Here is a 13,338-nt window from a genome sequence, read left to right on the forward strand (position 1 = left end):
ACCCTGAACCCAATCGTCACTCAAACCACCGGGAGCTGGCGCTCCCGGTGGCAGCAACCTAGAGGATCGGGGTCATCTCCAAACCAACACCGATGCGGTTGGTCTTAACGTTGTAGTCGATCAAACTTTCTCCATAGCCATAGAAGTACTGCACATAGCCACGGACCTTGTTCCCCAACGGAAAGGTCCACCCCAGCTCCGCCGAGCCACGGTTGTCTTTCACATCCAGGTTATTTCGGAACTGGCCCATGAAGGTGTGCTCTTGATACTTGTACAGCACCCCTAACTCGCCATAGCCCAGGTAGTCGGTGATGTCCGGGTTATCATCGCCGCGGCTATCCTCGGGAGAGGTCTTTTCGTCCTCTGGCAAGCGATACCATCCCGTGGCCGCCACGGTCCAATCGCCGCGTTCGAACACCGCCGTCCCCACCAGACGATTCCAACTGCGACTCTTGTCGCCGTTTTGACCATTGGACTGATGGTTGATGCCAAAGCCCACGACCGGCAACCGCCAGTCTCCCAGTTGCCAATCCACTTTTTGTGCCCAGAACAGCTCCGGCTCGTGGTTGGTCTCCCGAAACGGCGCCGAGTGGTCGGTGTTGTATGCCTGCCACCAACTTTGGTTGGTGTAGGCAAAAAACAGCCGACCGGAGTCAGAGAACAGTGGTACCGTCAGCGGCAACTTGAAACTGAACTGAAATTTGATCTCCGAACGCTGCAACGGCAACTCTTCAGGGTCAAACGGCGCCTGATTCGGTGTGTCGTTATAGGTAAAAGGCAGGATGTAATTGTGTCGGTGCGCTGTGAGGCTGAAATCGGATCCAGCCACCTTTTCCTCATCCTCGATGCGCTGTTCCAGTGCCGACTCCTGAGGCTCGCTGACGTCAGTGTCGCGACGCTGTGCCGCCAGGGTATCGGTCTCGATCGGCTCAGCGCACTGGGCGCGCAGCTCAGCCACGGTAGTGTGTTCCGTCGCCGTTTCAAGCGCCTGCAGCAGGCACTGCTGCTGTTGCGTCGCCAGCGGCGCAGCCGCCATCATCGCCAGAGTTAAGCCCATTGCCCATCCTTAGCATTGTAAAAATTTGATATCAGAGTATCAAAAACTCGATTCAAACATAACAGTCACTTAAGCCAAACTCCGACGAACAGACACAAAAAAACCGGCCAGCGGCCGGTTTCATCACTCTCAAGTGCATTACGCCCTGAGATCCTTTACCAGCCGTTCGATGACCTGTGCCTGCTGGCTGATGCGCTCCACATTGCCGGCGGAATCGCGAATCATCCCCACCACGTCATGGGACTGGCTGCGCACTCGCTCCAGGCTGGAGGCGATCTCCGCCGCCACACTGCCCTGCTGGGTCGCCGCGGCGGCAATTTCGGCGCTGCGATCGGAAATCGACAGGTTCAGGGCACTGACCCGCTCAATCTCATCGTGGACGCCGCTCATCAGGGTCTGGCTCTGATGGGCGTTGTCCACCGTGCTGTCGGTGACCCGCTTCAATCCCAGGCTGTGTCCTTGCAGCCCCTCGACCATCCCCTGAATCTCCACCGTCGCCTGCTGAGTCCGGCTGGCCAGGGTTCGCACCTCATCGGCAACCACCGCAAACCCGCGCCCCTGCTCACCGGCCCGGGCCGCTTCAATGGCCGCGTTCAGCGCCAGCAGGTTGGTTTGCTCGGAGATGGCGTTGATGGTGGTCAGCACCTTGCCAATCTCGACGCTGCTGGCATCCAGCTCCGCCACCGCCTGACGCGCCTGCTCAATCTCCTGTGCCAGGGTACCGATGGCACCTCGAGTATGATCCACCTTGCGCTGGCCCTCGTTAGAGGCCTCGGCGGCGTCCTGGGTTTGCGTGGAGGAGTCTTCGGCATGCGCCGCCACCTCCCGAATGGAGGCCTCCATCTGCACGCTGGCGCCAGCCAGACCGTCGATCTGCGATTGTTGGTCCGCCGCCAGCAACTCGGACTGCTGGCTCATGCTGGCCAGCTCCTCACCAATGCTGGACAGCAGCGATGAGGCGTTGCGCATCTCCAACACCAACTGTTGCTCACGCTCGGTAACCCGATCGATGGTCACCGCCAGCAGGCTGAACTCATCCCGAACCGGAATGTAATTCAGTCGTTGCTGCAGATCGCCATCGGCCAGGTTCTGCAGGGCCCGATAGGTACTGAACATCGCCCCGCCAATAAAGGTCATAACGTAATACGCCACCATTGCCGCCACCACCACCAGCAGTGCCAACAGCGTCCATTGCCAGGCCGCCAGCTGTGACAACAGGCCGGGCTGTGGACTGGCCACCACCCGGTATCCCTTGGCGGAGCGGTCTGGCTCCAGAGTCAGACCGCTGCCCTGCAACCGTTCGGCCACCTCAGCCCGACTCAGGTCGGCAGCGGCTAACAGCCCCTGCACCAGTTGCTGTTGCTGAGCCAGAGCCTGGTCGGCACGATGGTCTGCCTGCCGTATCAGCACCGAGGAAAAGAACAGGAAAGCCACTAAAGGCAACAGGAAAATGAGGTAGAATTTTTCTCTCAAACTGAGGTGGATCAGCCATTTGTCCACCCAGCGAAATGCGACTTCTTTCATTCTGAGACCCACAGAATCTGCATGAATAACCGGGCCAACTGCGCTTATGGATGCGCATATGCCAACCCATGTAGAACACAGCCAGTATAATCATCCATAAAGATATTAAAAGGATGTTATCACCTGGTCTTATGGGTTGGCGATTTAACGCTCAATTGTTAAAAGACCGCCCCAGTCGCTCCACCCACCAATCGATGGCGTCTTTGACATCATCGGTGGAATCGATGATCGCCCCCAGCCCCTTGCCCCCCTGACGACGATCGATGGCCGCGATCAGCGGTTGGCCGGTTTTGCCGTCTCTGACCAGCAGTTCAATGGTGCCGCCCCCGACGTTGGTGTATTCACCGGTGACCACTTTGGACAGGGTGGAGATCCCCAGTCCCACGGGTAACACAGTGCTGGTCACCGCCAAAATTGGATTCGGCGTCTCGATGTTGGTCAGGGCGATGCTCATCCTCAGGGTCGAGTCATCCACCTCGTCCACCAGCGTGAAACGGCCATCGAGCTTTGCCACGATCGCCTCGGTGATGTAACCGGTCAGCTCATCCACTTGCTCGGTGGTGATGCCGGTGTCCTCGTCCACCACCACCCACACCTGCTCCAGAGCCAGCTTATCGTAGCCATTCAACCGCTGTTGCAATTCGGCCACCGAGGTGATGGTCGGTGCCGCCCACACCAGATCCACGCCCCCTTGCGGGCCGGGACGAAAATCCTCAAAAGAGCTAAACAGGGCATCATGCTGAACCAGCCTCTGGGCACAAGCGGTTACCAACAACACCGGCAGCAGCAACAAAAAACGTTTCATCGAATTCTCAGTGAATCAACCATCAGTGGCGGCAGTTTAACAGGAGTAAATCCAAAATAAAGCAAGAGTTAAGCCGGGTTAGAACACGCCACTATCCCGCCACTGCTGAAGAAAAAACAACAGGATAACCACAAGCGTCAGGAGGATGATCAGGGTGGTACACAGAGCCTCGCGGGTGGTCGCCTCGCGACTGCGACGCCCGGCTTTGTTGCGCTGCCCACTCATGAGCGCCTCCCAATGATCCGAGCCCCGGACAGAAAACGGCGCCCCTTGGCCCGAAGCTCCAGCATCAGGGTCAAGAACCGCCCCAGCGGGCAAAACAGCCGGCACCAGAAATCGCTGACCACAAAGGCCCCCAGCAGACTCAGGGGCAGCAGATACCATTGAACGCCCAGGCCATCGAGAGAAAACAGCATCGAAAATGGCTCGTAGGCGCCCATGGCCGGAGTCCGTGACAAGAAAATCAGCATCAGTGACAACCACAGCAAGCCGTTGGCCAGCCATTTGGCCCGACGCTTCAATGCCGGATGCAGCGCCAGATTCAAGCCACTGATGCGCTGTAGCCACTTCTGAATCTGGTGAAACGGGCACAACTGGCTGCAATACAGATTTCGTCCCAGCAACAGGATCGCGCCTAAGGTACCCGCCAACATGATGTACCACAGCGGCTGCTGAGCCGGAGATGGGAAGTAGCCCAGCAGCATCGAGCCGATCAGGCCGATGGACAGTGCCGAGTTCAACCAGTAGCCAATCAGCACCACCGATGCCGCCGACAGCACCCGGTTGTAGCGCCCCTGATAAGCTCGAGGGACCCGACGACTCAGGGCCGCCGCCACAAACAACAACACCGCCAGTAACTCCTTCAGGCCAAAGTGCAATTCAGGCTCGGCCCAGGATCGCGTCAACCCCAGCCCGGCTGCGGCCTGATGGGCTCCCTGACGAATGCTCGACGTCAGCCCCCGGGAAGTCAGGGTCGCACCGCTGAGCGCATCCACCCCCTGCCCCAACAAAAAATCACTGTTGGCCATGTGGCCGCGAAACTGGCGCAAAAACTTACCGTCGGCAAAACGAAACAGGTACCCCGGCGTCTCTTTATGCGACACCAGTCGAGTATCCTGTACTCGCCCCCGCTCATCCAGAATCACCGCACTCACCAGAGGCCCGCCGTAGCCCTGCCCCTGCCCCAGGCTCACCGTCATCACCTGGTTCCCTAACGTTACTCGATACTGCTCGCCAGAGGCCTCCGCCAGCCGCTGAATCTCGGCACCAGGAAATACCCCTTGCAACGGCAAACGGTGATCCGGCTGGCGCCACACCAACCCCACCACCAAGGCGGCCAGCAGAGACAGCCAACACAGGCGCTGTAACCATGGCAGCCTATTGGTATCCGCCCGCGACGCGTTGCTGCCGCGGTTGTTCGATTGCTTCATCGTCTTCTCTTATGAAAACGGCCCCCATGGCCGGCATGGAGACCGCACAGGCTCACTTTCTCGCCGGCAGGACCCAATGGCGCACGGTTAATACCGTGACCATCAGTGAGGACAAGCCAAAGCACAACAAGCCCATGGCGCCGGACTGGGGCTCCCCTTCGGCAAAGGACCCCCAGGACCAGCCCACACACACCCACAGCAGCACAAAAGCCAGCCAAAGACCCAGGTTGGCTTTCCAGTCCAGGGCAAAGGTGCACCGCAGCCTCAGGTAGCCCCACAGCGCCGCCGTGGTGCCCATTCCCATCAAGTACCACATCAATCCCATCATCGCTTGTTCCCCTTAACTAAAGTCGCCACTGAATCCGCTGACCCAGAACTTCTCAATCGCCTTTTCATCGTTGACGTTGCCATAACCGAACAGGATGTCCGCCTGGGTCATCATGCTGTGCACCATGCCACCGGTGAAGGTGTTGGAGGCATCGATCAGGCGGTGATGCCAGAAGTCCGGCTTATTCCAGGGACAGGCGGCGATACAGATGCCGCAGTCACCGCCATTCTCGGCCCAGAACTTGAAGCACTTCTTGGAGTCGCTGTAGAACTTCAGCACGCCCTTGTGGTTTTCCCAGCAGTACTCTGGGTTATCGGAGCCGTCGTAGGCGGGCGCCATGGTGGGTTTGTCATCCATGCAGATGGCACCGGAGGGACAGGCGTCACCGCAACGCTTGCAGTGCTCACAGAACGAGATGATGCCGAAGTCACGGGGCTTGTCGTAGGCCACTTCATCCAGCTCCAGATCGGTATACACCTTGCAGATGCGCACCCGAGGACCCAGATTGGGCGCCACCAGGGCGCCATTGCGAGCGCCTTCACCGAGACCGGCTGAGATGGCGTAGGCCACCGAGTTGCCCAGGTCGTTGCCGGAGCCCACCGCTTGATAGCCCAACTTGCGCAGGAAGTGGGCCATGGAACCGGCGATCAGGCAACTGTTGCTGTAGCCCATACCAGCGGTGGAGGAGGCGGGGATTGCCGGTGCGGTAGCCATCGCCTCGTAGTCCATCTCTACCAGCATCACGATCACGCTCTTGGGCTCGAACGGGAAATCCTCCTCCCAGGTGAGCGCCTGCTCCGAGCGCACGTCGTAGATGGGATCGTAATCCCAGCGCTTGTCGCGCTTACAGATCCCTACCCGCACCGCCCCAAAGGTCTTGGCGGCAGTCTTAATGGCACTGATCTTCTCGACCGATCCCTTGAAGGGATAGCGATGCTCATCCACCCCGGACTGATCCCAGCCCAACACACCGCTATTGGGAATGCCGGCAGACTGCAACGGCGCCATGACATCCTGGCCATGCCAGCACGCCTGCTCCAGGGCGAAGTCCAGCTGGGTGTAGCCCGGCTTGCTGTTATCCGCCCGCTGGTGGGCGGTGGCAAAACGGAACATCCCCTGCTGGAAGTTAAACGGGGTCTCACCATTGCGGGTGGGGCCGCCACTGTCCTGACTGAAATTGAGGTTGCGCTCCGGATGCGCTTCCACTAGCGCCTTGCTGCAGGCGTAGGTCAGCAGCACATTGCGCTGGTCAAACGGCTTGAAGTCAGCAGCCAGCGGACGGGGATAGCCATCCAGCTCCACCCCCTCCATCTTGTGCTTCAGCCAGGCCCCGGCACCGGCCACTGCGCCCACTCCGGCAACGGCGCCGGCGCCCAGTTTCAGAACCTGGCGACGACTCTCATCGACACCGACTTCCGGTTTATCACTCATGGTTACCCCTGTATTGAATAAACAACATGTAAATACGTTGGCAAACACTCTACACCCAATATCTAACCCTATTTAAAAGTTCGCTTGAAAAACACCTTTGCAAATTAAGCAAAAAAGAATCACCGCAGATAAAGATCAAACTCACATAAAGCATTAATGCTGACCAATAGAATGAGCACCGAATAGAAACGCTCACCAAAAGAGTAAGCCAAACATATTCAAAGCCGAATTAAGTTTATGAGTTAATTCAAAACTCGGCATCAGCAACAAAATAAATTAAAAAATAACTCGACCTAATTCATTTATATCAGTATCGAGGAACCAATGATGAAAACGCTTCCCCTTTCTTTCGCTCTGACTGCCATCATGGCCAGCTCAGCCTTTGCCGCCACTTCCGGTTCTCACTATCCCATTGGTGGTGAAGGGGTCATGGCCGGCACCCCGCCGCCTCCCGGTGTCCATTACCGTATGTACAACACCTGGTACAGTGCCGATAAACTCACCGACAACAATGGCGATGACACCGGGCTGGACGTCGACATTGACGCTTACGTGCAACTGCACCGGCTGGTGCATGTCACCGACAAAAAGTTATTCGGCGCCAACTGGGCCTACAACGTGATCGTGCCAATGGTGCATGAGAAATTCAGTTCCAATGCCTTGGGAATCCACGACAACACCAGCTTCAGCCTCGGCGACGTGGTTCTGGAACCGCTGGCGCTGTTCTGGTACGGCGAGGAGTTCGACGCCTGCCTAGGTCTGGCGGCGATCGCCCCGACTGGCGACTACGACGCTCACGACGCCGCCTCTGCCGGCATGGGATTCTGGAGCGGCATGCTGACCCTGGGCGGCACCTACTACATGGGCGACAACCGCTCCTGGAGCGCCAGCATCCTGACCCGCACCATCTACAACGGCAAGCAGGATGACACCAACATCCGCCCCGGCGCCGAGTTTGCAGTTGAGGGGGGCATCGGCAAGCAATTTGCCCTCAATGACCGCTGGCTGGCTCGCCCCGGCATCAGCTACGGCGCCAGTTGGCAGATCAGCGATGACAGCAAAGACGCACCCGGCGTGGTAGCCGACCATCACAAGGAGAGCTACAGTGTCGGCGCCGAGCTGAATCTGATGTACCTGCCCTGGCATCTGCAGGGCAACCTGCGTTACGCCACCGAGTTCGGGGCAAAGAACACCAGCGAAGGCAGCTCGGTGGTGTTTACCCTGACCAAATCATTCTGATTCAGGACTCAGGGGAAGTGCGCTTCCCCTGAGCCTCGATATCCAGCCCCTCTGGCGCCATCTGCTCAACTTGTTGCTGCAACCGCTGATACTCCCGTTGAACGAAATCAAGAGCCAGACTCACCTTGTGAGACAAAAAGCGGCGGTAGGAGTACAAGCCCCAGGTGTTGACCTCGCAACAATAACGGCCAGCAAACAGCAACTGCAGCCGACCACTGTGAATCTCCTCCATGCACATCACCAACGGCGCCCAGACCACCCCCATGCCCGCCACCGCCGCCGAGATGCACAAGCCATTATTCTCCGACTCGATGGGTCCATCCACTTCGATGCAATGGTCATTGCTGCCATCGTTCCACATCCACAGGTTGCCCGGCTTTACGCCCTTGGGTGACATCAGGCAAGGATAATCCACCAGTTGCCGCGGATGAGTCAGGTGCGGATGAGCGGCAATAAACTCCGGGCTGGCGAGAAAACCACGCTGAAATGAGGCCAGCTTTCGCCCCACCAATGACGAGTCCGGCGGACTGAACTGACTGATAAAGATGGTAATGTCGGCTTGAATGTCCATGGGGTTTTGTCGGCTTTGATAGGAGAGGAATTTCAGCCTTAATTTGGGGTACTGGTCATAAAACTGCCGCAGTGACGGCACCATTAACTTGTTCACAAAATCGATTGGCGCCGCAATAACCACGTCGCCCTCGGGCTCCTCCTGCATTCTGCCGACCGTCAACTCCAGAGTATCGATCTCCGCCAAAATGACATTGGCCCGCTCGAGCAGCGCCTCACCCGCCTCAGTTAATGCCAGGCTTCGAGTGGTTCTTTCCAATAAACGGCTGCCGAGTTTTTCTTCCAATAAAGCTATTCTGCGGCAGACTTTTGATACCGGAATCCCCAATACTCTGGCCGCTTCACTCTGGCTGCCATATTCAATGACAGCAATAAACAAGGCAAGATCATCTGTATTCATCACGCTCTCAATACGTCACTGTGTGAATAATGAATTATCGGAAGTTGCAGAGCGGACTTTCGTGATCAAGTCCCGGCTTTTACTTTTCCTTGGCTCAATCCATTGCGCTTCGCCTCACCGCTGAAATTTACTAGGACAAACCACACATCTCGATCTGTATCCGCCCTCCCAAAATAAGCAAAAACCCATCAACAACCGTTGTTTTATGAGTATTTTAAGTCTCCCTATAAATGGGAAAGATCACAGTTTTCTTCTAAGGGCAGATTTTTATCATTCAGGGTCCGGTTTTCACCTTTTGACCATTCAAAAAAACAACAAAGATCCTCTCCATTAACCATTCCATTACGGCGAGGCCCAAGTGTTGGAAACCAAGTGGTTCACCCTGCTTCAGCAAATTCATCGAATCTATGACGCTGAAGAACGCTATCCGCAAACCGAAGCCCGGTTGATTGATACCTTTCAGTCAACGCAGCAACGGCTCACCGACATCAATAATCGCGACCACAGCGACGACTGGATCGCCCATGAAACCTTCACATTGGTTGTCAGTGAACTGCTGACCAGCGGCGAGCTCGCCCTCCCCGCCCTCAATGAGCTGTTTGAGCTGTTGATGAGCGTGAAATTACCTCGTCTGGCGCTGATTCTGGTCAACCATTCGCCATCCCAGCTGTCGGCAGGGGACGTGCAGCTCAAGCGTGCTTTAGCACTGTTTCAACTGGGGGAGCGTGAGTCGGCCCGCCAATGCCTGCAAGACGCGTTGAGGCTGATGCCGGATAACCACCTGTGCCACTTCCACCTTGGCTACCTGGAGGTGTGGAGCGGCGAGATGGAGCAGGCGGTGGCCGCATTCAATCGCTGCCTCGAGCTGGCACCGGACTATGCCGGCGCCCATCAGAACCTGGCGGGCTGCCACTACCAGTCCTCGGAGTTTCAACTGGCCATCGACAGCTGCCAGCGAGCCCACCAGCTGCAACCCGGCATTGCCGCCACTTACATCACCGCCACCAGTGCCTGCATCGCCCTGGAGCGATTCGACGACGCCGACCAATGGCTGCAACGGGCCCAGGCCTTCAACTTCTCCTCGGCGGAATTTGTGCGCCTTGACGGACTGGTGGCTCACTTCCAGTCTCGGCATCAGCAGGCCTGCGAGTCTCTGAGTCAGTACCTGCAGCTGCATCCCACCAGCTATGACCTGATGGCCATTCGCGCCCGCTCACTGCTGGAGCTCAAACAGTGGCACGCCCTCATCGACGACACTCAGGCGTTGCTCAAGCTGGATCCCTTCGATGAATGGTGCCTGGAGAAGCTGTTCCTGGCTCATTTCAACACCGGCCAGTACGCCGACGCCGAGCGCGCCATGGCCGAACTGGGCAAGCTGTTCCCGGCCTACAAACTGCGTCACCAGCAGCTTGTCGATGAGATTCGCCAACAGCAGGCGATTCCGGTTCAACTCAAATAACAACCACCAAAATAGGGGAAACTCAATGACCAAAAAACGGCTGAGCGAGGGTGTTAACGACGCATCTCGCCGGACTTTCCTGAAGATGGGCGGCCTGGCTGCGACCGGCGCCACCTTAGGCGGTGCCGCCGCCGCCGGCTTCGTACTCGGTCGCGACCCCGACGCCAATGTCGGCTGGGGACGCACCGAGGCCGGGGCCGACATGTTTATTAATCGCCAGCCCTTCCAGGTGGACATCGCCCCGTCCCTGAAACCGGTCGGCGACGTCATTCGCCCTGACTGGGGGGACTTTCTGTTTAATCGGGCCGGGGCCATTGCCCATGCCATTAAGGAGGGCTGGGATCCAGCCCAGGGATGGCAGAACTTTCCCGACAGCCGGGTTCGCGCCTACTACGCCCAGTACCCGGATCGCTGGCAGGAGATGCTGCAGTCCTTTAGCGCCCACAAGATTCACGATGACAACAAAGAGAAGCACCGGGATCGCTTTGCCCTGGCCTGGGCGTACGACGCGTCCTGGCACAAGGGGTTGATGACCAGCAATTTTCCCCCTAAGCCCCAGGGCCATCCGGATCAGGATGACTTCAAGTGGGTAAAACGTGAGCCGGTGGAGTTCCAGTCCCCAGCCCATGCCTCGAAATTGATCAAGCAGATGGCCAACAAGTACGGCATGACCCACGTGGGCATCGCCAAACTGGACCCCGCCTTTGTGTTTAAAGGAATGATGCGGGGCATGAAGGAGTGGGGCGATGAGATTCCGGCCCACTGGAAAAACGTCATTGTGTTTGGGGTACCCATGAACTGGGATCCCATGTACGCCGCCGTGGGCTACTCCACCTCCAAGGAGGCGTATTTCCGCGCCTCCACAGCCGCCGGCCTGATGTCGGCCTTTCTGGGTGAACTGGGCTACGCCGCCCGGCCACAATGGCCTGGCATCGACTATGAAATCATTCTGCCCCCCATTGCCATTCAGGCCGGGCTGGGCGAAAACGCCCGAAACGGCATTTTGATGACCCCGGAAGTGGGACCCAATATTCGCCTGGCGGCGGTGATCACCAACCTGGATCTGGAAGCAGACAAGCCGGTGGATTTGAAGATGAGCCACTTCTGCGAAGACTGCAAAATCTGCGCCGATTCCTGCCCCAGTGGCTCCATCACCGACGCCGACGCCCCGGACACGGTGGAACGCGGCTTTCGTAAGTGGGACTTTAATCAGGACAGCTGCTGGCGCTTCTGGAACCAGGGCCCCAGCGAAGGCGCCAAGGGCTGTCGCGTCTGTATCGCGGTGTGTCCTTACACCCGCAAGAACAACTGGATTCATGCGCTGGTGAAAAATCTGGAGCCCCGGGACCCCACCAGTATCACCCGCACCACCCTGTTGGCGATGCAGCACAACTTCTTCTATTACCCGGACGCGGAGAACTATCACGCCGACTGGTCCGGCGGCAACTTTGCCAGCTATCACGAGCCACCGGAATGGATGCGCTCTGAAAACTACCTCAAGGTTGAGAAAACCTGGGATTACGACGGCAACTGGGAGGCCTTCTGATGTTTCCACAATCCACACTGCTCGACCCTCTGTTCTGGATGCTGATGGGCGCCACCCAGGTGCTGGTGTTTGCCGGCGCCAACCAGTGGTTTAAAGAGTTGAAATTAGGTATGAACGCCTGGAAATGGGGGCTGGTGGCCGGTTACTGGCTGTCGCTGGTATTGACCCTTGCCGGCGCCTTTACCCTGATGGGAGAAAACGAGGGCAATGCCGGCTGGTACCTGCTGGGTACCGTTGGTCTGGCCCTGGTGGTTGCTGGTGTCGGCCTCGGTAAATGGCTGCTGTACATCCGCCCCGATCAGCGCTGATTCCTTTCACTTTGCGGGGCTGGCTGCCAGCCCCGATAAGGCCCATTATGAAACCCGGATCCCCCCTCTCCTACTCCATCGAACGACTGGCCAGCGTGGCCTCGCTGCTGATCCTGCTGGCCGCCTGGTTCTTAGGCGGCCTGCGCATCGCCGACCAGCAACATCAGCAACTGGCCAGCCTGCTGCCCGCCTCCCTCAGCCTGCAACAAACCGCAGCCGACCGCTTCGCCGTTGTTACCAAGGACGGGCAGCAGCATGGCTGGTTAACCCTGGGGCGCGGCAATGGCTATGGCGGCACCACCACCCTCGCCAGCCAGGTGTCCATGAGCGGACAGGTTCAACAACTGGCGGTGCTCGGCATCAAAGACACCCGCTCCTACGTGGATAAGGTGGTCGACGCCCAGCTGATACAGCCGCTGCTGGGACAACCGCTGTCCGCAGCCATCAACATCGATGCCATCAGTGGCGCCACCATCACCTCCAATGCGCTGCTGCATGCCGTAGCAGCGGCCCACGACAATGCCCGGGCCGCCCTCGACGGCCGGCCGGCCCCCAAGGTGGCGAGCTCAAGCATGACTCTGGGCTGGGTCGACCTGCTGGCCGTCGGCCTGTTTGTCGCCGCCATCGGCATCAACCGCTCCCGCCATCGCCACAAGACGCGCTGGCAATGGGCACTGATGCTCACCGCCTTGATCAGTCTCGGGTTTCTCTCTGCAGCACTGTTCTCTTCATCGACTCTGGGGATGCTGATCGCCGCCGACTGGCTGCACGGACTGGGCAGTTACACCCCGCTGCTGTTACTGACTCTAACTTTGGGGTACCTGCTGTGTTTTAACCGCAACCTCTACTGTCAGAGCCTGTGTCCCTTCGGCACCGCCCAGCAATGCCTGGGCAAACTCGGGGGCGCCAAAGCCGCCAGCCCCAAACACAGCCTGTACCGCTGGTTTCCGCGACTGTTGCTGTTGACCGCCCTGAGCCTGGGCCTCTACTACCGCAACCCGGCCGGTTTCAGCTACGAGCCGTTCGCCATCCTGTTTGGCTTCACCGGTTCCTTGACCCTGTTTGCCCTGACGGTGGTGGTGTTGCTGACCTCGCTGCTGATTCAGCGCCCCTGGTGCAAGACGCTGTGCCCCATTGGGCCGCTGACGGAATACCTGATGTTCAACAAAAACTGGATTCGCAAAACCCTCAAGAGCCGCCGTCGTCCAGCCCGGCGCATCGTCAGCCGAACCCTGGAGTAA

General features: G+C 58.3%; 13 protein-coding genes. 5 read left to right on the forward strand and 8 right to left on the reverse strand.

Going from position 1 to position 13,338, the window contains the following annotated elements; genetic code table 11:
* Positions 1-58 precede the first annotated feature (58 nt).
* The 7 genes from H598_RS24600 to H598_RS0115280 form a co-directional block, all read right to left on the reverse strand.
* Entirely contained in the window at positions 59-1,057 is a 999-nt protein-coding gene (locus H598_RS24600) for a phospholipase A (protein ID WP_035415965.1), read from the reverse strand.
* A gap of 138 nt (positions 1,058-1,195) precedes the next feature.
* Positions 1,196-2,581: a methyl-accepting chemotaxis protein gene (locus H598_RS0115255; RefSeq protein WP_028113769.1), complete on the reverse strand. Its 1,386-nt coding sequence runs from the start codon at positions 2,579-2,581 to the stop codon at positions 1,196-1,198.
* 151 nt (positions 2,582-2,732) lie between these two features.
* Positions 2,733-3,386 carry a DUF3313 domain-containing protein gene (locus H598_RS0115260; protein WP_028113770.1) on the reverse strand — a complete coding sequence of 218 codons (654 nt, stop codon included), beginning with the start codon at positions 3,384-3,386 and terminating at the stop codon, positions 2,733-2,735.
* Positions 3,387-3,464: 78 nt separating this feature from the next.
* Positions 3,465-3,611: a hypothetical protein gene (locus H598_RS26620; RefSeq protein ID WP_156897070.1), complete on the reverse strand. Its 147-nt coding sequence runs from the start codon at positions 3,609-3,611 to the stop codon at positions 3,465-3,467.
* Positions 3,608-4,816, reverse strand: coding sequence for an FMN-binding protein (locus H598_RS24605; protein ID WP_051252770.1), 1,209 nt, complete (start codon positions 4,814-4,816; stop codon positions 3,608-3,610). Before H598_RS24605 ends, H598_RS26620 begins: the two co-directional genes overlap by 4 nt.
* Before the next feature lie 52 nt (positions 4,817-4,868).
* Complete coding sequence (locus tag H598_RS0115275; RefSeq protein WP_035415967.1) at positions 4,869-5,144, reverse strand: hypothetical protein; 276 nt, start codon at positions 5,142-5,144, stop codon at positions 4,869-4,871.
* A 12-nt stretch (positions 5,145-5,156) separates the two neighbouring features.
* Positions 5,157-6,575, reverse strand: coding sequence for a reductive dehalogenase (locus H598_RS0115280; protein ID WP_028113772.1), 1,419 nt, complete (start codon positions 6,573-6,575; stop codon positions 5,157-5,159).
* 324 nt (positions 6,576-6,899) lie between these two features.
* On the opposite strand from H598_RS0115280, the gene H598_RS0115285 reads away from it, so the two are divergent.
* Positions 6,900-7,814 carry a SphA family protein gene (locus H598_RS0115285; RefSeq protein ID WP_245595605.1) on the forward strand — a complete coding sequence of 305 codons (915 nt, stop codon included), beginning with the start codon at positions 6,900-6,902 and terminating at the stop codon, positions 7,812-7,814.
* Position 7,815: 1 nt separating this feature from the next.
* Here the strand turns inward: H598_RS0115285 and H598_RS0115290 are convergent, their stop codons facing one another.
* Positions 7,816-8,784 (reverse strand): LysR family transcriptional regulator, encoded by a 969-nt coding sequence (locus H598_RS0115290; RefSeq protein ID WP_028113774.1) that lies wholly within the window; start codon positions 8,782-8,784, stop codon positions 7,816-7,818.
* 358 nt (positions 8,785-9,142) lie between these two features.
* On the opposite strand from H598_RS0115290, the gene H598_RS0115295 reads away from it, so the two are divergent.
* From H598_RS0115295 to H598_RS24610, 4 genes are read left to right on the forward strand one after another with little or no spacing between them, the layout of a single operon-like run.
* Positions 9,143-10,243 carry a tetratricopeptide repeat protein gene (locus H598_RS0115295; protein ID WP_028113775.1) on the forward strand — a complete coding sequence of 367 codons (1,101 nt, stop codon included), beginning with the start codon at positions 9,143-9,145 and terminating at the stop codon, positions 10,241-10,243.
* A gap of 25 nt (positions 10,244-10,268) precedes the next feature.
* Positions 10,269-11,789, forward strand: coding sequence for a 4Fe-4S dicluster domain-containing protein (locus H598_RS0115300; RefSeq protein WP_028113776.1), 1,521 nt, complete (start codon positions 10,269-10,271; stop codon positions 11,787-11,789).
* Positions 11,789-12,097, forward strand: coding sequence for a hypothetical protein (locus H598_RS0115305; protein WP_028113777.1), 309 nt, complete (start codon positions 11,789-11,791; stop codon positions 12,095-12,097). Before H598_RS0115300 ends, H598_RS0115305 begins: the two co-directional genes overlap by 1 nt.
* 47 nt (positions 12,098-12,144) lie before the next feature.
* Complete coding sequence (locus H598_RS24610) at positions 12,145-13,338, forward strand: FMN-binding protein (protein WP_035415970.1); 1,194 nt, start codon at positions 12,145-12,147, stop codon at positions 13,336-13,338.

This window comes from Ferrimonas kyonanensis DSM 18153, from assembly GCF_000425405.1.
GTDB classification, from domain to species: Bacteria; Pseudomonadota; Gammaproteobacteria; order Enterobacterales; family Shewanellaceae; genus Ferrimonas; species Ferrimonas kyonanensis.